Below are 18,822 nucleotides of genomic sequence, written 5' to 3'. Positions count from 1 at the left end.
TTGTATGAGTGAGACAAAGCCTTGGCTGCGACATTATCCGGAGGAAGTGGCGCCGACGTACGAGTACCCTAAGCACAATCTTGCACGATTGTTGGTAGATTCCGCACAGCGGTATCCGGACCGACCTGCTTTGTACTTCATGGGTAAAACGCTGTGCTACCGAGAGGTACTTGATGCGTCTTATCGTTTTGCAAATGTTCTAAAGGAACTAGGTGTGTGCCAGGGGGATCGCGTATCGATCATGCTGCCCAATTGTCCATCCGCCATTATCGCCTACTTCGGTACGCTCATGATTGGCGGGATCGTCGTCATGACGAATCCGCTCTATATGGAGAGAGAGCTGGTCCACCAGCTCTCCGATTCTGGGGCAGAGGTCATTGTTACGTTGGATTTATTGTTTGACCGTGTGCAAAAGGCGAAAACGAGGACGCTGATTCGACATATTATTGTGACGTCGATCAAGGATTATTTGCCTTTTCCGAAAAATGTCTTATATCCGATTAAAATGAAAAAAGACGGAGCAAAGCTGGATGTTGCCTATGGGGAGGGTGTTTACGCATTTAAAAAATTGCTGCGGGAAACCTCCAGGATACCCGTTTGCGTAGAAGTAGATGCAGATACGGATATTGCTTTGCTGCAATACACTGGGGGGACTACAGGGATTTCGAAAGGGGTCATGCTGACTCATACCAATCTGATCGCCAACACGTACCAGACGTCAAATTGGTGCTATCGGATTGAAAAGGGTGGCGAGCGATTCCTTGGGGCGATTCCTTGTTTTCATGTGTTCGGTTTGACCGTATTGCTGAATCAAGCCATGCTCCAGGCGGGGATGTTAATCCTGATACCGAAGTTCGATATTGATACGATTCTGGATACGATTAACAAGATGAAGCCTACGATTTTCCCCGGCGCGCCGACAATGTATATTGCTATTATTAATCATAAACGTGTAAAAGAAGTTGATATTTCTTCCATTAATGTTTGTGTAAGCGGTTCAGCTCCATTGCCGTTAGAAGTTCAGGAGCGATTTGAAGAGTTAACTGGCGGTAAATTAATTGAAGGCTACGGGTTAACGGAAACTTCCCCGGTTACTCATGCCAACCCCATTTGGGGCTATCGGAAGATTGGATCGATCGGAATCCCTTTACCGGATACGTCAGCCAAAGTTGTCGACGTGAATTCGGGCGAAGAATTGCCGATCGGTGAAATTGGTGAATTGTTGATCAAAGGTCCGCAGGTGATGAAAGGGTATTGGCAGCGTGAACATGAAACCGCCATGACCATAAGGGAAGGTTGGCTCTATACGGGGGATATGGGGCGCATGGATGAGGAAGGTTTCTTTTCCATTGTTGACCGTAAGAAGGATTTAATTATTGCCGGTGGCTTCAATATTTATCCTCGTGAAATCGAGGAGGTGCTCTTTGAGCATCCTGCCATATTGGAGGCGACCGTTGCCGGTGTTCCTGATGAATACCGGGGGGAGACCGTGAAAGCATTTGTCGTGCTGAAACCGGGAATGACGTTAACGGAAAAGGAGCTTGAGCTCTGGTGCCGAGAGCGTTTAGCTGCATTTAAAGTGCCCCGTAAAGTGGAATTCCGTCAATCTTTGCCGAAAACAATGATTGGAAAAGTGCTGCGCAGGCAATTACTGGAAGAAGAGAAAAAAACTTAACTGTCTCTTCTTGTTCGTTCTCATAAGGGTTAGCCCTTTACAAGGAGAGTGGAGGGGGATCCTATGAATGATACTCACGAGCGTGTGAATAGGAGGTTGCAGCAGTTGGCGGCTGCAGCCGAGCCTACGTTTTGGGGATTTCTTGGCTGTGAATTCGTAGCGATGAAAGATGGGATAGTTACAATTGCCTTGGAGGCAAAGTCCCATCATTTAAACCCGATCGGGATTGTTCACGGCGGTGTTCTTTCCTCTTTGCTCGACAATGCCATGGGCATTGTTATTATGACAGCGAGACCGGAGGATAAGGTTGTGACAACGAATTTGAACGTTCATTTTGTCGCTCCGCTCTATGAGGGGAGATTGACCGTTACGGCTGAGCTTATTCATCAGTCCCGTAAAATGATTACGGCACAAGGAAGAGTGATGGACCGTGATGGAAATTTAGGGACGATGGGGACTGGAACTTTCCGCGTTATATAGGTTGTATATGTTGGGGGACATGTGCGAGCATGTCTCTTTTTCATGGTGGTGTTATAAAATCTAACACAAAATATCGATTTCGACATAAAATGTTCATAATTATTTAACCGATGTTATATAACTTAACATAAATCCATTGACTGTTTGGTGATGTCATCCTATAATTTTGTAAAAAGGCATAAGGGGGGAAGCACGATGCATCTTACCATTCGTGAAGCATTATCCATTTATCCATTAACGGAAGCGAAGCTTGTAGCTGGCAAGCAAGGGGAATCCCGCATCGTTAAATCTGTCAATGTTATGGACGCGCCAGATATTGCGGATTGGACGAAATCCGGCGAGATGCTCTTCACCACCGCTTTCGCCATGAAGGATAGCCCGCAGGAGACGGTCAATTTATTGCGCAAATTAAATGATCGTGGCGCTGCCGGGTTAGGTATCAAGTTGGGACGCTTTTGGACGGAACTTCCACAGGTTGTTGTAGAGGAAGCGGATCGGCTGCATTTTCCGATTATTGAGATGCCGTTCCAATTTACATTCTCCGATCAGATGAACGCTTTATTCAATGCCGAATACCGCCGCAACACGAAGCTGCTGCAATCCGTACTGGAAAAGCAGACAAAGCTTATGCAGTTCGGTTTGAAACAAGACAATATGGCTTCTATGTTCCAATTGCTAAGCAATATCCTTGGTTATCCGATGGCTGTGGTTTCTGCCAGAGGGCAAATTTTATATAATACTAGTGCTTGGACGCAAGAGCAATTGGCACCGAATTGGCCCAAGAGAAAGTCTGGCTGGGTATATGCAAATAAGGATCGCGCATACCGGGTAGGACTCTTCCAACAGGACGATGAACTCCTGGGACATTTGCTCATTATGCCCGATGCGGTTCTTCTTGCCAATGTCGAAGAAGGGTTGTTCCAACAAGCTGCGGACATCCTAACCTTTCATATGAGCTATACCTTCCGGTCGCATGTGGAGGCTTCGGCCGAACGGGAGATGCAAAACACGCTGCTGAGGTATCTGGAAAAGGGGACGTCGCTCGAGGAACTCTTGGAGCAGGCGGAAGGCAGAAGCTTAACACTCTTTACGGGCGCTTACCAATGCGTGATTAGTAAAAGCAAGCCTGAAAGCCAAACGGATGAACAACGTCAAGGGATGATTAAGCGTCTCAAACAGTATATGGAGCTTCATCCTAAATCTACGCTTTTGCGTGCAAACCACTTCATACTCAAGGATATGATGTTCTCTATTTACTCTGCGAATCAAGCAGATCATTTCCCTGAAGAAGAGCTGTCCCAGCTATTGATCAAATATGCAGGGGATTCCGCATGCAGAGAGGAGGCTGGGGAGATCGCCTTCTATACCAGCGCAATGAAGGTAAGGCCAACAGCTTTGAGAGAAGCCTACATGGAATGTGTGGAGACACAGCGAATGGCGCACAAGCTAGAGTTACCTGATCGTGTGGTCCACTACGAAACGATAGAGTTCGCGCATCTTTTCCAGCATATGTCTGTGAATATGATGGAAGATTATTGCGCCAAAGTATTGCGTCCGCTCTTGGAAAAGGATGCCGAATACTCGCAAGAAATGATTCGAACTTTAGAAGTGTTTATCCGCAACGACGGTCAAGTCAGCGAGGCGGCGAAGCAATTATTTATTCATAGAAATACAGTGACTTACCGTTTAGAAAAGATCAGCGATCTTTTGCAAGTGGATTTCAAAAAAGTTAATGATTTGTTGAAGTTGAAAGCCGTTTTCTTATTCCGTCAGTTTTTGCATGTCAGACAATAATGCGTGAACCCTGTGGCGCTGCGCAAGCGCTCAGGGTTTTCTTTTTTCAAGCGTGATGACTGTAATTTCGGGTCTGCATAGGAAACGGAAGGGGAGGAATGTTGTGCCGATGCCGCGATTCGTGTATACAAGCAGTTTAGAGTTGGGCACTTCATAAAGCCCCATCACGTAATTTTTGCCTTGAAGCGGGGTAAAGAGGGCGCCTACAACAGGCAAACGGACTTGTCCCCCGTGTGAATGCCCTGATAATTGCAAATCAATGGGGAAAGCGGCCGCCTCATTAGCGAAATCCGGACAATGAGAGAGAAGTAGCGTAAACATTTGAGCATTGGCGCCATGGAGAGTTTTCGTGATATCGGGCTTGCCAGTAAGCTTATCTTCAACCCCTGCAATCTGAATGGACTGTCCTTTATAGGCGATCTTGTTAAAGGCGTTAAGCAGCGTTTGAAAGCCGCCTTCTTGGAGGATCGGCAATGTTTGGTTCGTATCAACCCATTTATCATGGTTTCCGAGTACGGCCCATTTGCCTAAAGGCGCTTCAAGGCTCGCTAGCAGTTTACTCGTTAACGCGGGGTCTTCTGTAATTTGGGCATCGAATAAATCGCCCGTGAAGGTCAGGATATCTGGTTTTTCTTTATTAATCAGGGTCACGATATGCTCTAAATCCTGAAGATTAAAATGATGCCCGATATGTAAGTCGCTGAACTGCACTAGTTTAAGACCGTGGAAACTATTGGGGAGTCGTTCAAATGAAAGGGTTATTCGTGTGAAATCGTACCATTTTGGTTCTATGTAGCTGGAATAACTGCCAACTAGACCTCCGGCAGCCAAAAGAGAGCCAGCAAGCACAGCGCCCTTTTTAAGAAAATTTCGTCGTGATATCGGGGGTGGTGGTTGCATAATATCTTCCCATTCCTTTCTGTCGGATGTTACATTGATTATACCAAGAGGGAAGCCAGGTTTGCGAATTGTGCGAGTTGCATAAGCTGATTCGTTACTTTATAATAATTTTAATGTAATGGGAAGGGAGATGTTTAGATGTCAGTATGGAAAGAGCTCACAACCGTTGAACAATGGCAGGAAGTTCTCGATCGCTCCGCCGATAAACCGACTGTCGTTCTGAAGCACAGCACTACATGTCCGGTAAGCGCTAGCGCGCTTGAAGAATACGAAGAGTATTTATCAGGAAAACCGAACAATGATGTCGATTATTACTTAGTGAAAGTGATCGAATCCCGTCCGGTTTCGAACCAAATTGCGGAGGATCTAGCAATCAAACACGCATCGCCGCAAATTCTTTATTTTAAAAATAAAGAATCCATTTGGAACACCTCTCACTGGTCTGTAACAACCAAGCATATTACGGCTGTTCTGGACTAATAGCGCAACGAATGATTCGAAAGCCCTTTGGTGGCTGCCTATGCGAATTTAGGCGGACCTGAAGGGCTTTTTAGTATGTTCGCAATAATTGAACAATGTCTAAAAAAGATTGGCTTTCCTGGCATCCTCCTATATAATTATTTGGCAACAACAAGGTATCTACTTAGTAAGGAGTTTTGCAAGATGAATGCAATGAATAAGACCAAAGTTCCGATTCCTGTGTATTTGTTGATTGGCATTATCGCGATCTCGTTCTCGGCTATTTTTGTGAGATGGTCTGATGCGCCAGCCTCAATCACTGCCATGTACCGGCTGCTGATGACGAATGCACTAATGCTTCCTTTTCTATGGAATTATCGGAACGAGATTACTAGAATTCGTCTAAGAGACTGGCTGCGAACTGCGGCGTCGGGTATCGCACTTGGCCTGCATTTCTTATTTTGGATGGATTCTCTTCGTTTTACTACGGTTGCAAGTTCGACAGCGATTCTGACTTTGGAACCGATCTTTGTCCTGTTTGGGGCGTTTCTGCTTTATGGACAGCGGACGAGCCGTGAGGCTTTCCTCGCAATGTGCGTAGCGATTATAGGCGCCATTTGTATCGGATGGGGAGATTTTCAATTCTCTGGCGCAGCGTTGAAAGGGGACTTTTTATCCCTCATCGGAACGGTTGCGGTTGCGCTCCATATGCTTTGGGGCAAAAGCTTGAGAGAGCGAATCTCCGCTTTCGTGTACAGCTTCTTCGTCTTCCTGTTCGCAGGACTCGTGCTTGCCGTCACCAACGTTGCCACGGGCACCTCATTCACAGCCTATCCCGCTAAGGAATGGGGCGTTTTCTTGCTTCTCGCCATCGTCCCTACCGTTTTCGGTCACTATGTCTTTAATTGGCTGCTCAAGTATATGAAAGCATCGTCCGTTTCGATGACTGTCCTGGGTGAGCCGCTGGGCGCGTCTTTGTTGGCTTATTTTTTATTAGGCGAAAAGATTACTACGATCCAGCTTATGGCAGGATGTCTTTTGTTAGTGGGAGTCGGCTTGTTCTTGCGAAGTAACGAGAAAGATTAATTTTTTGCGCTTTAATTGAACAAAGGTAAAATATGGGGGTTTGCAGCAGGGCTTCTCTTTGGAGGGATAACGTGAGATTTCGTGATTTTCACCGTAATGTCAAATTAAGAATCGGGCTTTCCTTTCTATCCGGTACTGCCAACAATATGGTTCTACCTTTTATGTCGATTTATTTTTCCGGAAAATTAGGCGATACAAGCGCTGGGCTTGTTGTCATTCTTGGCATTCTGGCCGGCGTTGTCGCAGGTTTTGTTGGCGGCTACTATGCAGACCGGATAGGGCGTAAGAAGCTGATGCTAACGGCAGAAATAGGGTGGATGATATGTTTTATGGGCATGGCCTTGTCCAACTCGCCGTGGTTTTCGTCGCCTTGGTTGACATTTGTACTTATGATTTTCGTTAGTATGTTCTGGGGGATTCACGGTCCTGCGAATGATGCGATGCTGCTCGATGTTACTGCTCCCGATATTCGTAAATTCATGTATGCCATCATGTACTGGATGAACAATTTATCTTTTGCAATTGCAGGTATAGCGGGGGCTTTTCTATTCAAGTCGTACTTGTTTGAACTGTTTATTGGCTTATCGTTCATTGGCTTGATCACGTTAGTTATCACTTATTTCTTTATTGATGAGGTTTATCAGCCACAGCCTGATTGCGAGGAAAGCGGGCATCGTGAGGGGAAGATGTCGATGTGGTCCAATTACCAGATGGTGCTGCGCGACAAGACGTTTATGATTTTCACGCTCGCCTCCTTGCTTCTTGTTTCTGTTGAATTTCATCTGGGTAATTATGTCGGCGTCAGACTGGAGAAAGAAATGGTGGCTGCCCCGTTCATCCCATGGATGGAGTCATCTTGGACAGTAGACGGGCTCAAAATGTTAGGGTTTATACGTACCGAAAATACAGTTCTTGTTGTTGTTCTTTCCGTTTTTATGGGGATGTTAATGCGGCGGTTTTCAGATAGCAAAGCGCTGTTTGTCGGCTATGCTTGTTATATTATAGGCTATAGCTATTTAGCTTACAGTAACCAGCCATGGTTGCTTCTTCTGTCGATGTTCATTGCGACGGTTGGCGAGCTTGTCTATGTGCCTATTAAGCAAGCGTATCTGGGCAACATTGCTCCTGATCATGCAAGAAGCTCGTATATGGCTTTATATGGAATGGTGTACAAAGGGGCTACACTGCTTGGCGGTATTGGCGTGATCCTTGGGGGTTGGGTTCCATCTTGGATGATGGCGTCGCTTATCGGTCTTAGCGGGATTGTCGGTATGGTCATGTTTTACGCCATCCTCGCCCAGCTGGAGGAGCGCAAAGTGAAAGCTGAGATGAGCCATAAAGCTTCGAAAGCTACAGGTTCGCCTGCAAGCGTTACGGTATAAATTCGAAAATGGCTTTCAATGTGTAAATCAAGGGGCTGTCCCTCAGGACTTACAAGTCCTTTTGTGACAACCCCTTGTTCTATATTATTTCTTCGCGGCAGCAAACTCCGCTTTGATTCTCTGCAGCAGCTCTGGGCTGCTTATTACTTCATAAGCGGTGTAAGCAAGCGCTTTGGCTGTGAAAATCATGGCGTCCAGCGCAGGTCCTTGAAGTGCAAGATCCCGAAATTCCTTGGTGTGCAGCATGTGTTTCTCGCCAACAACTTTGACGAAGGGATGAATCGTTGGACATTGAATCGAAACGTTGCCCAAATCAAGCGAGCCGTGGTCTTTGCCGATTTCAATGTCTTGCGGGTCAATGCCCATCTCGCCCAGCTGATCCGTGAAAACTTGAGACAAGGTTTCGTTGGTCCGAAGCTCGTCGTACGAATACTCGTAGAAGGATGTTTTGAGCGTACAGCCTGTTTGTAAAGCAGCGCCCTCCGCGCAGTGGAGCACTTTCTGGACGAGTTCATCCGTGTACTTACGAGTTGCTGAACGGACGTAAAACTGAGCGACGGCGTAGTCTGGGATAATATTCGGGGCTTTGCCGCCCTCGCTGATAATGCCATGAATACGCGCGTCCGACTTGGTTTGTTGGCGCATCGCGTTGACGGAATTGAACAGCTGGAGAACTGCATCCAGCGCGTTAATGCCTTCATACGGTTGTGCGGCGGCATGAGCGGAACGGCCGAAAAACTCATACTGGATGGCATCCATAGCCAGGGATTCACCTGATTTTTCATACGTGTAATAAGGATGCGCCATTAAGGCAATATCTACGTGGCGGAAGAGTCCTGCTTCGGCCATAGGCACTTTGGCACCCTTGGTTTCCTCGGCCGGAGTCCCATAAACGCGTATGCTGCCGCCGGTTTCTGCAATTACAGATTTAAGCCCGATGGCTGCGCCGATGCTCATCATACAAATCAAGTGATGTCCACAGGCATGACCTAGCTCAGGCAAAGCGTCATATTCAGCTAGGAAGCCAACGACTGGTCCTGCTTTGCCGGAATCGAATGTCGCGATAAAAGCAGTTGGAATATTTAACGCGCCGCGCTCAACTTGGAAGCCGTGGTATTCCAGTTCCTCCGTTAAGCGCGAGGAAGCTTGAAACTCTTCATGTCCCAGCTCCGGGTTCGCTCCGATAAAGCTGGAAATCGCTTTGAATCTGTCCGCGTTGTTGTCAATGGTTTGTGTAATAGTGGATTTCATAAGTGGAAAGGCTCCTTTATCATGATACTTCTTTTATTGTAGTATAAAGGCGGTCAAACTACCACTTTAAGGCGTGCTGAGTTACAATGAGTGGACGAAAGTTCACTTGGTTAGCGAGCAGCATACTGAGAAAATATAGGAATGGGGGAATTGTTAGATGATGAAGTATGGAGCCGAGCACATGGAGCACAAATTCACATTATCCTTTATTGAATCTGAGGTACGCGGACAATGGCGAGATATTTACTTAAGGATGCATCTCGAGGCCGGTGAGGCGTTTCCGGAGGAACTTACCGATCCATCGATTCTTGTGATATGTAATTTGCAAGGGGACATTGTTCAAATTGTGCTACATGACGAGGGATGCGATTGTGAATTTCAATTTACGTATGCGGAAAAAGCTCAAATCGAAAATTTTGTTCAGGAGCATGTAAACGTATAAAAAACTTGCCGCGCAACTAGTGTGAGTGTCCCTTCCCAAACTGGGCGCTGACGCATATACTATCCTACGTCAGGCTTTAGGGAGAGGATAGCATGAATAAGACGATCAAATATTTGGCATTTGGCGATTCACTAACGGTTGGTTTTGGAGCTCCGGACGGCCGTGGATTCGTGTGCAGCTTTCGGCAGAAGGTCGAGCACTTGCTGAACGTTCCGGTTCAATTAATTCAAGCTGGCACGAACGGCGCCACGACGAGCGAATTGCTCCAAACGCTTGAGTCCGATGTGCAAATTCAGAAGGATATCCAAGAGGCGGATATCATTACGATCACGGCTGGCGGTAACGATTTAATTCAAGCGGCAATTCCTTTCTTTTATCAAAATGATCCTGCATTTTTAAAGTCTGCACTTCAAACCTACGAAACAAATTACAAAAAAATAATGATACAAATAGAAACGCTGCGGCAAGGTATTGATACCCCGTACTTAGTTGCCCTTATCGGATTGTATAATCCTTTACCGCAGGTGCCGGAATCAGCTTACTGGGTGCAGCGTTTTAATATATTTTTACGTAAATTGGAGCAGCCGCATATTCATATTGTGCAGGTGTATGATGCTTTTGTTGGGCAGGATACCCGATACCTCTCGGAAGACGCGATTCATCCCAACGAAGATGGTTACGATGAACTTACGCGTCAACTCGAGTGTGTCGTCTCATTTGAGCAGCTGCAGCAGCTGCTTCTGTAATTATGACATGATGACATATCCGAAGATGGAAATGAAATGACAGGCGCTACCAGCGAGCACGAAAATATGCCAAATGGCATGGTGATAAGGGATGCGCCTCCATACATAGAAGATCGAACCGAATGTGTACAGCAGTCCGCCTATCACAAGCCAAACGATACCTCCAAAGGGCAGGTTCGCGTAAAGCGGCTTAAAGGCGATGACAATGAGCCAGCCCATAAGGATATAACAAAGTGTTGAAATGATAATAAAGCGTTTCACGTAAAATAGTTTGAGTACAATACCGGTTAGGGCAAGCCCCCAAATAACGCCAAAAAATGTCCAGCCCAAAGGCCCGCGCAGCGTCACAAGCAAATAGGGCGTATACGTGCCTGCAATTAAGAGATAAATCGCGGAATGATCGAGAATCTCAAAAACATCCTTCAAACGGGGATGACGGACACTGTGCAGCAGAGTGGAACAAGTATATAAGGTGACAAGCGCAGCCCCAAACACGCTAAAACTTACAATATGCCACGCATCGCCATGCAGACAAGCTTGAACAACAAGCAGGATAAGCGCTGCGATGCTTAAAAGGACGCCAATCCCATGGCTGATGGCATTTGCCTTTTCTTCTTGAATCGAATATTCCATAGAGATCCCTTCTTTCATAGTTAAATTACAATCCTACCTATAGATTGGACGATGATAAAATGTTTTTACCTTCATTTCTACTGCATAATAAAGTTGCATTAGTGACAGGAGCCGGACGAGGCATCGGCAGAGCGCTGGCGATCGGTCTTGCTGAGGCAGGGGCAGATGTTGCCATATTCGCAAGGACAGCGATTGATTTAGAAGACGTAGCCGGTGAAATCCGAGCGTTGGGAAGAAATGCGTATCCTTATCAAGTGGATGTCACGAACAGAGTGCAGATTGAAGAGGCGGTAGAGCGAATCATTGAAAAGGCTGGCCGATTGGATATTCTGATCAATAATGCCGGGATGAATATTCGAAGCCAAGCATTGGCGGTGACCGATGAAGAATGGGACACCATCATGCAGACAAATCTCAAATCGGCTTTTTTGTGCTCCCAAATTGTGGGCCATCATATGAAGCAGCAGGAGTATGGCCGCATTATTAATATTGCTTCTGTTGCCGGACAGGTTGCCCTTCGCACTGGCGTTGTATACGCAGCCACCAAAGCCGCCATGATTCAAATGACGAAGGTGCTGGCGCTGGAATGGGGGAAATATGGGATCAATGTGAATAGCAGCGGTCCTTGGTATTTTAAAACGCCGCTTACTGAGAAAATATTGGCTGATCCGGACTATTTGTCTGATATTATTGCCCGTACGCCACTGCAACGGGTGGGGGAGCTTGAAGAGTTGGTAGGGCCGGCTGTTTTCTTCGCTTCCGATGCTGCGAATTATGTGACGGGTCAGACGTTGTTCGTGGACGGCGGCATGACCATTTATGGGTTCTAATTGTGTTTGCTTCATTTTGTATGATTGAGCTTTCACCTGTTATCCTTTATACTGAACACACAACAATCCATAGATTTAATGTGGTTTTCATTTATATAGGATGATGGAAGAAAGCTATGATAAGGTGGTAGACTGTAATGTCCCGGGTGCGAATTTTTACAGACAGCACATGTGATTTAAGTGAGGATCTCATTCAACAATATCAAATTGAAATCGTGCCGCTTTACGTTGTGTTTGAGGAGCAATCTTTAAAAGACGGCGTTTCTATTAAGCCTAGTCGGCTTTTTGAACTTGTAGATCAAACCGGAAAACTGCCCAAAACGGCTGCGCCTTCTCCTCTAGATTTTGAGCGTGCGTTTGAAGGTGCCATTCAGTCAGGAGATGATGTCGTTTATATCGGACTTTCGTCTGAATTATCATCGACGATTCAAAATGCTTCCATAGCGGCAGCGAATTTTCCGGATGATAGAATTACCGTCATAGATTCTATGAGTCTATCAACCGGAATTGGCGTGCTTGTGCTGAAAGCGGCGCATGCCGCTCATGACGGCAAAAGCGTCGCGGAAATCAAATCGATGATTGAATCGCTTCGTTCCCGCATAGAAGTAGAGTTTATCATCGACACCTTGGAGTATTTGCATAAAGGTGGACGATGCTCAAGTGTTCAGCACTTCATTGGGAGCCTATTGAAAATCAGACCTGTTGTGAAAGTGATTAACGGGGCCATGACATTGAAGGACAAAGTAAGAGGGAAGCGGGAAAAAGCGCTTCAGCAGCTCTTGGATAATACACTCGCGCAAAAAGATGACATGGATACGGAGTTCTTGTTTGTCACGCACGCCTTGGCAGCGGAGGAAGCTGCTTATGTGAAAAGGCAGATCGAACAACAAACCAATGTAAAGCAAGTCTATATAACCGAAACCGGCTGCGTAGTTTCCAGTCACTGCGGACCGCGAACGGTTGGAATCGTTTTCGCCAAAAAATAGGAAATGAGTGTACACAACATGACAACAATCAAGATTATCACTGACAGCAGCTGCGACCTCCCCAAATTGATTGTAGAGGAACTGGGTGTTACCATTGTGCCTTTGTCCGTACATTTTGGAGAGGAGTGCATGTCCCCTCACATGGAGCTTTGTGATTTTTATGCGAGAATGAAAACGGAGAGCGTGCTCCCTAAGACGTCTAGTCCTTCACCGCTGCATTTTCTCGCCGATTATCAGAAAAAGGCTGAGGTAAATCAGGATATTCTAGTGATTTGTCTGTCTTCTGCACTCAGCAGCACGTATCATCACGCACTGATGGCCAAAGAAATGATGCTGGAAGAAGGCTATAGTGGCCGAATCGAGGTCATTGACTCGAAAACGGCTTCATTAGGCCTGGGTGTTCTTGTGTATAAAGCAGCCAAGATGGCTGAGGAGAATGTACCTTTCGAGCAATTAGTAGAGGCGGTACGACATTCGGTTGCATCTTCGGGGACGCTATTTTTCTTGGATACGTTAGAAAATGTGATCAAAGGCGGCCGGCTTGACCGGGTACGCGGAGCTGTTGCTTCCATTCTGAATATTAAGCTGGTCATGAAAGCAAGCGAAGAAGGCTCAATTGAAGTGATGGAAAAAATCCGCGGCTCCCAGCAAGCATTGAAACGGATGATTGCCAAAGTGGGTGAGGCGGTCCATGATTATGAGAAAGATGTGATCGCGGTCGCGCACAGCAATTGCGAGGAAAGAGCACGCAAGGTGTTGAGCCAACTGCTCGAGAAACATCCGTTCCGCAATGTGCTATTCGCCAACATGGGAACGGTTATTGGGACTTATGCCGGAGAAGGCGGCGTACTGATCGCTTATTAAAAGAAAGACACCTGATACATTTCCAAGGCTTCGGCCTAGGAAGGATCAGGTGTCTTGTTTTATTTTATTCGGGATAAGCGGTTGTTACGATTTCTGGCTCATCCGTTGAGACTAGCGGCGATAACTCACCAGAGGCCATCAACCACAATTCATGAAGTGCGCGCGTACAGCCAACATAGAGCAGTTTGGCATCCATAAGCGTAGCTTCGTAATGACCGGAGGTAACGTCCATCAGCAGGACGGCGTCAAACTCCAGTCCTTTGGTCAGATAGACCGGGACGACTGAAATACCGCCGCGGTACACACGCTGTTTAGATGTGATGAGATTCGTTTCGATGCCGGCTGCAGTCAGAGCGTCATGCAGCTCTTCGGCCTGTTTCTCCGTGCGAGCGACAACGGCAATGGTGCTGGACGTCCCTTGTTGTAAGGTTGCGATGGCTCGCTGCAGCAGCGGCATTCTTCCTTTGAGATCCGTTTGCAGGACCCGGACTTTGTTGCCGCTTCGGAACACGGGGACGGCTAGGAGCGGGTTCTCAACCCCTCGTTTCAGCACCAAATTGGCAAACTGAATGATCTCCATCGTCGACCGGTAGCTTCGCTCCAGCTCAAAGTAGCCTCTTTGGTCTTCTTGGAATAAACTGGAGAATTCCTGCCATTCTTTAATACCTTGATAGGCATGTATCCCTTGCGACAAATCACCAAGAATCGTAAACGAACTGTTGCGCGTATAGCTATCGAGAACGGCCACCTGGAAAGGTGAAAAGTCTTGCGCTTCGTCAATGACGACATGGTCGAACAATTGGTCGGAAGAAATACCATATAGACGCTTATGAATATATAGGAGTGGGGCGAGATCTTCCAGCTGCACTTCTTTTTTCTTAAAAAGCTTAAGCGAAGCGCTGATCATTGGCTCCGGGAGCTGGTTCAACAAATCCAAAGGCAAACTGTCTGGGCGCCCGTTCTGGGTGTACAACATTTTGTAGAAGCTGAAAGCCGTATGCTCCGGCCAGCCGGTCAAATAGGTCCGCAGCCGCTGCGAGGATTTCTTTTTCAGCTCTTTTTTCCGGGTTTGCTCCCAGATTTTGTCGAGCTGCATTTCCATCCAACGCTTGATGCGGGCTACGACGCGTTCACGGCGTTTGACAAGCGGATAATGCTTGTTCTCTACGAAGAACCACTCGCGAATGGTCGCAAGCGGCAGTTTGACACCCTCCCATGGGATGAAATCCGCCGAGGGGACGTACGAGGTTTCGAACTTCGTCAAGCAGTCATCCAAATAGGTCATATAGGTGACAGAACCCTTAAATCTACCAGGCGCGTTATCGTCGACCGGAGGTCTTTTGCTGCCTAGAGAAAACCAGGTTTGCAGCGTTACTGCCAGATCGGCCAGCTTAACCTCTTGATCGAGCACTTCCAGTGCCCAGTCCGTAAAGGTGCTTTGCTGAATATTGCCTACGCCCAGTTCTGGAAGTACGCCGGATATGTAATCGAGGAACATCGAGTTCGGTGCAAAAATAATCATCCGTTCTGCACGAACTTGTTCACGGTATTGATAAAGCAAAAAAGCGAGGCGATGCAGGGCAACGGTTGTTTTACCACTACCAGCGACCCCTTGGATGATGAGTGCCGTATTTTTGGCTGCGCGGATAATTCGGTCTTGCTCCGCCTGGATGGTGGAGACGATATCACGCAGCTTATTGTCTTTATTCTCGCCTAAGCGATAGAGTAAGAATTCGTCGCCAACGGCCAGGGAGTCTTCCGTGCGATCATAAGTATCTACGACGCGTTGGAGGATTTGTTTACGGATCACGAGATTTCGCTTTAAGTAGACGAGACCTTCAATGAGACCGTCAGGTGAATCGTAGGAGGCTGCGTCGAGTCCGCCGGTGAATGAGTAGAAAAGGCTGGCTACCGGTGCGCGCCAATCAATGACAAGCAATTGTCCCGTACGTTCGTCTTCTACGCCTGATTTACCGATATAGAGGGGCATGGAGGATGCAGTGCCTGTTTCTTGGAAATCGAGACGGCCAAAATACGGTTCATCTACGGCTTTGGCCAAATTGTGTCTGCCATTCTCACGGGCAACCTCGAGGGCCTGTTCGGTTAGATCAGGACCGTAATATACAGGTGTTGCTCTCAGCCTTGCGAGCTGTTTGTCGATCTCGATATTCGTTTCTTCGAGTCGTTGAAGTTCTTCTTGATAGGCACTTTGAGTCTTTGTGTCCAAGATCAGTTACCTCCTAAGATCAGATGTCGGTCTATTTTGTGAATAAACAGGTAAACAATATAACACACCTGTCAGGATATGGGAAGCTAAACCGTAAACTCGGGATATTTGGGGTCGCTGGGAAACAATGCTATAATGGAAAAGTACTTATTTTACCTGTGAAGGAGCCGAACGCCATGTCCATTTACGATATCGAGGTTCAAACGATTAAGGGAGAAACGAAGTCACTGTCTGAATACAAAGGCAAAGCGCTGCTTATTGTAAATACGGCAAGCGCATGCGGACTAACACCGCATTACAAAGGTTTACAGAGCTTGTATGAGCAGTATCAGGACAAGGGCTTGGTTGTGCTAGGATTCCCTTGCAATCAATTTGCAGGACAAGAACCTGGAACTAATGAAGAAATTCAGAGCTTCTGCGAGCTTAACTACAACGTGACCTTTCCGATGTTTGCCAAAGTGGATGTGAAAGGCGAAGACGCTCATCCATTATTTACGTATTTGCTAACTCATACACCAGAACCTTATCGCACAGGCGATATTGAATGGAATTTCGTTAAATTTCTAGTGGACGCAAGCGGAAATGTTGTTAAGCAGTATAGTGCAAGAACGGAGCCTTCCGACATAGCAGCAGATATTGAAGCCATTTTAGCTTAATTGAGATGTAAAAAATAGTTGCATTGCTGACAGGCCCCCGCTATAATCAAAAATAATCATGACGGTGAAGGAGTCGAATCAATATGAAGAATACAGCTTGGTTCGTACAATTTCATTATTTTCAGAGGCGTTAGCACATACCTGAACTTATCAGGGTGGGCTAACGCATTTCGCGTTGGCCTCCCTGCGGGATAGCAATTCGCGCAGGACCATAGGTCCGGCGCGTTTTTTTATCTCGGGAGAAGGGAAAGGTGAAAGTATGGAAAACGCGAATCAATGGTATGTGAGTTCAGATGAACGGTATGTGAATCACCTTGAACAAGCCAGAGTGATCCTGTTAGCGCCTATAACATCTAGAAAAGCTGTTAAAATGAGCAGTGAATTGAATCAAGTCGGTATTGGAGTAAGAACGGAAAGCGTGAACCCGAAGTTTGGGTTACAGATGGCGGCTGAACTTGGAATACGGTTTGTCATTGGGATCCATGAGAATGAGATCGCTGTAGATCAAGTGAGCTTAATGGACATGCTAGAGATGCAAGAGCGGATAATGCCTATGGATCAGGCGATTTATGTCATCGAGAAAATATATCCGCCTGCAGATTTTACATAAAAGAAAACGGAGTGAAACGATAAATGGGAACTCGTTATGGATTTATTTATGCGCATCCGGATGATGAGACCTTTCTCAGCGCATGTTTAATTCGTCAATTTGCAGATGGCGGCAATAGCCCTGTTCTTCTGCTTGCAACGCGTGGCGAAGCCGGCCGGCAAGGCTTAGAAAGAGCGACTGATAAGTCGGAGCTTGCCAGGCTGCGTGAGGAAGAAATGAAGGCGGCGGCCGAAGTTCTGGGCATTTCGCATGTTGAGCATTTAGGCTACCCGGACGGCCAACTGGCTGTTATTGATTTTGATTCCCTTGTTGCAGGTGTTGTCTCATTTATTCAACGCTATGAACTGGAGAACGTGTTCAGTTTCGCGGAAGATGGCGGGAATGGACATCCCGATCATATTACGATTTCAAAAGCGACGACGGCGGCGGTATTAAGCGGAAAATGTCCAAGCGTCCGCAGGCTTTATTATGCGGCGTCAGGATCATTGCGAGATCAAGGACATCAACCTTCAATCGTAGTTGATACCGAACCCGGCTGGCCCGTCAAAGCAGCTGCTTTACAAGCTCATGCTACGCAACATGTGACAATTGCCAAAAATTTTGGCGATCTTACCGTATTTCCTGAGGCGCGCAGGTGGGAAGCTTTTGTGCTGGGTTGGGAAGATGGCGTTATGTGGCCTGAGATGACAGAAAAATGATAGATGATATTGCTTTTTTCGATAAAGCCTAGATCGTGCAAATTGAGAATAGTGTGAAGAAAATGTAATAAAGTTGGAGGATTGCAGGATGACCATAATTGCAAAAGTTGAAGCTGTGCTAATCGCAGATGATCCCGCAACCTTTGTAACTAGAGAAATTGATGGTGTTGAGCTGTGTTTTGGAGGCATGGAAGGAGATCGGCACTTTGGCTTATTCGCCAAAGCTGACTCCAGGCAGCCCATGTATAAGAGGGGAACAGAGATTATGAACAGGCGCCAGCTTAGTATTGTATCTGTTGAGGAACTGCAAAGGATTGCAGAAAGGCTGGGCGTTGAAATCATTCGACCTGAGTGGTTAGGCGCGAATATTCTTGTGAGCGGCGTACCTCACTTAACTAGGCTTCCAATGGGTATCCGCATGATGCTTTCAAGCGGCGGAGGATTGATCTGCGAGGGTGAGAATGAGCCTTGCGCAGGGCCTGGTAAAGTCATCGCCAACCATTACGGAGACAGAACCTTAACCCAGCTTTTTATCAAACAAGCGCAAAAGAGCAGAGGCATTGTTGCCTACATTGAACGTCCCGGTGAACTAAAACCAGGGGATTTCATGGAGATCCATCATTAATCAATGAATGGCTCCGGCTACCCCCATAAGTAAACGCACACTTTCGAATGCTATTCTAAATAATAATATAGAAATAGCCTGCAAAGGTTCGGTTACGGAAGGTGTGTAGAAATGTCGCTTTGCAACTGTGAAACATGCGGATTAGTATTCATTTCAAACTATGAGAAACGGTGCAAATCGTGTTCTCAGCATTTCTTGGCCGAGTCGCACAAAGTGAAGGACTTCGTTCGAAACCATCCTCATGCAACGATAATTGAGGTGTATCATCAGACCGGTGTGTCGCTTAAAACGATTAAGGATTTGATGCGGGCTTGACACCCGGAGACTGCGCATAGATGAATACGATGGCTATTTATTTTTGAAATGAATAACATCAAACAGGAACGGACATGATAATAGGGACGGTGAAAGCAGAGAGGTGTCGTGTCAAAGACAATTTACACCAAGGGAAGTTGTTGTTGAATCCGCAAAGAAGCGA

At 46.6% G+C, this 18,822-nt stretch carries 19 protein-coding genes; 15 read left to right on the top strand and 4 right to left on the bottom strand.

Annotated elements, in window-relative coordinates; translation table 11 throughout:
• Positions 1–4: 4 nt before the first annotated feature.
• The 3 genes from J2Z65_RS04470 (at position 5) to J2Z65_RS04460 (ending at position 3,949) form a co-directional block, all read left to right on the top strand.
• Entirely contained in the window at positions 5–1,675 is a 1,671-nt protein-coding gene (locus J2Z65_RS04470) for a long-chain-fatty-acid--CoA ligase (protein WP_167054222.1), read from the top strand.
• A 63-nt stretch (positions 1,676–1,738) separates the two neighbouring features.
• A complete protein-coding gene (locus J2Z65_RS04465; protein ID WP_167054224.1) occupies positions 1,739–2,155 on the top strand; it encodes a PaaI family thioesterase in 417 nt (138 codons plus the stop codon).
• A gap of 195 nt (positions 2,156–2,350) precedes the next feature.
• A complete protein-coding gene (locus J2Z65_RS04460) occupies positions 2,351–3,949 on the top strand; it encodes a PucR family transcriptional regulator (RefSeq protein ID WP_167054226.1) in 1,599 nt (532 codons plus the stop codon).
• A gap of 30 nt (positions 3,950–3,979) precedes the next feature.
• On the opposite strand, the gene J2Z65_RS04455 is transcribed toward J2Z65_RS04460, so the two are convergent.
• On the bottom strand, positions 3,980–4,849 hold the full coding sequence (locus J2Z65_RS04455; protein WP_167054228.1) for a metallophosphoesterase: 870 nt from the start codon (positions 4,847–4,849) through the stop codon (positions 3,980–3,982).
• A gap of 138 nt (positions 4,850–4,987) precedes the next feature.
• Here J2Z65_RS04455 and ytxJ point away from each other — a divergent pair, with 138 nt between their 5' ends.
• From ytxJ to J2Z65_RS04440, 3 genes are all read left to right on the top strand, one after another.
• A complete protein-coding gene (gene ytxJ / locus J2Z65_RS04450) occupies positions 4,988–5,329 on the top strand; it encodes a bacillithiol system redox-active protein YtxJ (RefSeq protein WP_167054230.1) in 342 nt (113 codons plus the stop codon).
• Positions 5,330–5,512: 183 nt separating this feature from the next.
• On the top strand, positions 5,513–6,394 hold the full coding sequence (locus J2Z65_RS04445) for a DMT family transporter (protein ID WP_167054232.1): 882 nt from the start codon (positions 5,513–5,515) through the stop codon (positions 6,392–6,394).
• 71 nt (positions 6,395–6,465) lie between these two features.
• Complete coding sequence (locus tag J2Z65_RS04440) at positions 6,466–7,776, top strand: MFS transporter (protein WP_167054234.1); 1,311 nt, start codon at positions 6,466–6,468, stop codon at positions 7,774–7,776.
• A gap of 84 nt (positions 7,777–7,860) precedes the next feature.
• Here J2Z65_RS04440 and J2Z65_RS04435 read toward each other — a convergent pair whose 3' ends face one another.
• Complete coding sequence (locus tag J2Z65_RS04435) at positions 7,861–9,027, bottom strand: M20 family metallopeptidase (protein WP_167054236.1); 1,167 nt, start codon at positions 9,025–9,027, stop codon at positions 7,861–7,863.
• Positions 9,028–9,184: 157 nt separating this feature from the next.
• On the opposite strand from J2Z65_RS04435, the gene J2Z65_RS04430 reads away from it, so the two are divergent.
• Both J2Z65_RS04430 and J2Z65_RS04425 read left to right on the top strand, forming a co-directional pair.
• Complete coding sequence (locus tag J2Z65_RS04430) at positions 9,185–9,469, top strand: hypothetical protein (RefSeq protein WP_167054238.1); 285 nt, start codon at positions 9,185–9,187, stop codon at positions 9,467–9,469.
• Positions 9,470–9,561: 92 nt separating this feature from the next.
• Positions 9,562–10,215, top strand: a complete 654-nt coding sequence (locus J2Z65_RS04425; protein WP_167054240.1) for a GDSL-type esterase/lipase family protein — start codon at positions 9,562–9,564, stop codon at positions 10,213–10,215.
• On the opposite strand, the gene trhA is transcribed toward J2Z65_RS04425, so the two are convergent.
• A complete protein-coding gene (trhA, locus tag J2Z65_RS04420; protein ID WP_167054242.1) occupies positions 10,216–10,848 on the bottom strand; it encodes a PAQR family membrane homeostasis protein TrhA in 633 nt (210 codons plus the stop codon).
• Positions 10,849–10,907: 59 nt separating this feature from the next.
• Between trhA and J2Z65_RS04415 the strand changes: the two genes are divergently transcribed.
• From J2Z65_RS04415 to J2Z65_RS04405, 3 genes are all read left to right on the top strand, one after another.
• Entirely contained in the window at positions 10,908–11,678 is a 771-nt protein-coding gene (locus tag J2Z65_RS04415) for an SDR family NAD(P)-dependent oxidoreductase (protein WP_167054244.1), read from the top strand.
• 137 nt (positions 11,679–11,815) lie between these two features.
• A complete protein-coding gene (locus tag J2Z65_RS04410; protein ID WP_167054246.1) occupies positions 11,816–12,664 on the top strand; it encodes a DegV family protein in 849 nt (282 codons plus the stop codon).
• A gap of 18 nt (positions 12,665–12,682) precedes the next feature.
• A complete protein-coding gene (locus J2Z65_RS04405; RefSeq protein ID WP_167054248.1) occupies positions 12,683–13,528 on the top strand; it encodes a DegV family protein in 846 nt (281 codons plus the stop codon).
• Positions 13,529–13,592: 64 nt separating this feature from the next.
• On the opposite strand, the gene J2Z65_RS04400 is transcribed toward J2Z65_RS04405, so the two are convergent.
• Complete coding sequence (locus J2Z65_RS04400; protein ID WP_167054252.1) at positions 13,593–15,755, bottom strand: HelD family protein; 2,163 nt, start codon at positions 15,753–15,755, stop codon at positions 13,593–13,595.
• Between the two features lie 176 nt (positions 15,756–15,931).
• Here J2Z65_RS04400 and J2Z65_RS04395 point away from each other — a divergent pair, with 176 nt between their 5' ends.
• From J2Z65_RS04395 to J2Z65_RS04380, 4 genes are all read left to right on the top strand, one after another.
• Positions 15,932–16,411: a glutathione peroxidase gene (locus J2Z65_RS04395; protein ID WP_167054254.1), complete on the top strand. Its 480-nt coding sequence runs from the start codon at positions 15,932–15,934 to the stop codon at positions 16,409–16,411.
• 259 nt (positions 16,412–16,670) lie between these two features.
• On the top strand, positions 16,671–17,021 hold the full coding sequence (locus J2Z65_RS04390) for a His/Gly/Thr/Pro-type tRNA ligase C-terminal domain-containing protein (protein ID WP_167054256.1): 351 nt from the start codon (positions 16,671–16,673) through the stop codon (positions 17,019–17,021).
• Positions 17,022–17,044: 23 nt separating this feature from the next.
• Positions 17,045–17,719 carry a PIG-L deacetylase family protein gene (locus tag J2Z65_RS04385; RefSeq protein WP_167054258.1) on the top strand — a complete coding sequence of 225 codons (675 nt, stop codon included), beginning with the start codon at positions 17,045–17,047 and terminating at the stop codon, positions 17,717–17,719.
• 88 nt (positions 17,720–17,807) lie between these two features.
• Complete coding sequence (locus J2Z65_RS04380) at positions 17,808–18,344, top strand: MOSC domain-containing protein (RefSeq protein ID WP_167054260.1); 537 nt, start codon at positions 17,808–17,810, stop codon at positions 18,342–18,344.
• Positions 18,345–18,822: the final 478 nt, after the last annotated feature.

It is taken from the genome of Paenibacillus aceris, assembly GCF_017874035.1.
GTDB classification, from domain to species: domain Bacteria; phylum Bacillota; class Bacilli; order Paenibacillales; family NBRC-103111; genus Paenibacillus_E; species Paenibacillus_E aceris.
The sequence above is the reverse complement of the archived record's forward strand: the minus strand, read 5'-3'. Positions and strand labels throughout refer to the sequence as shown.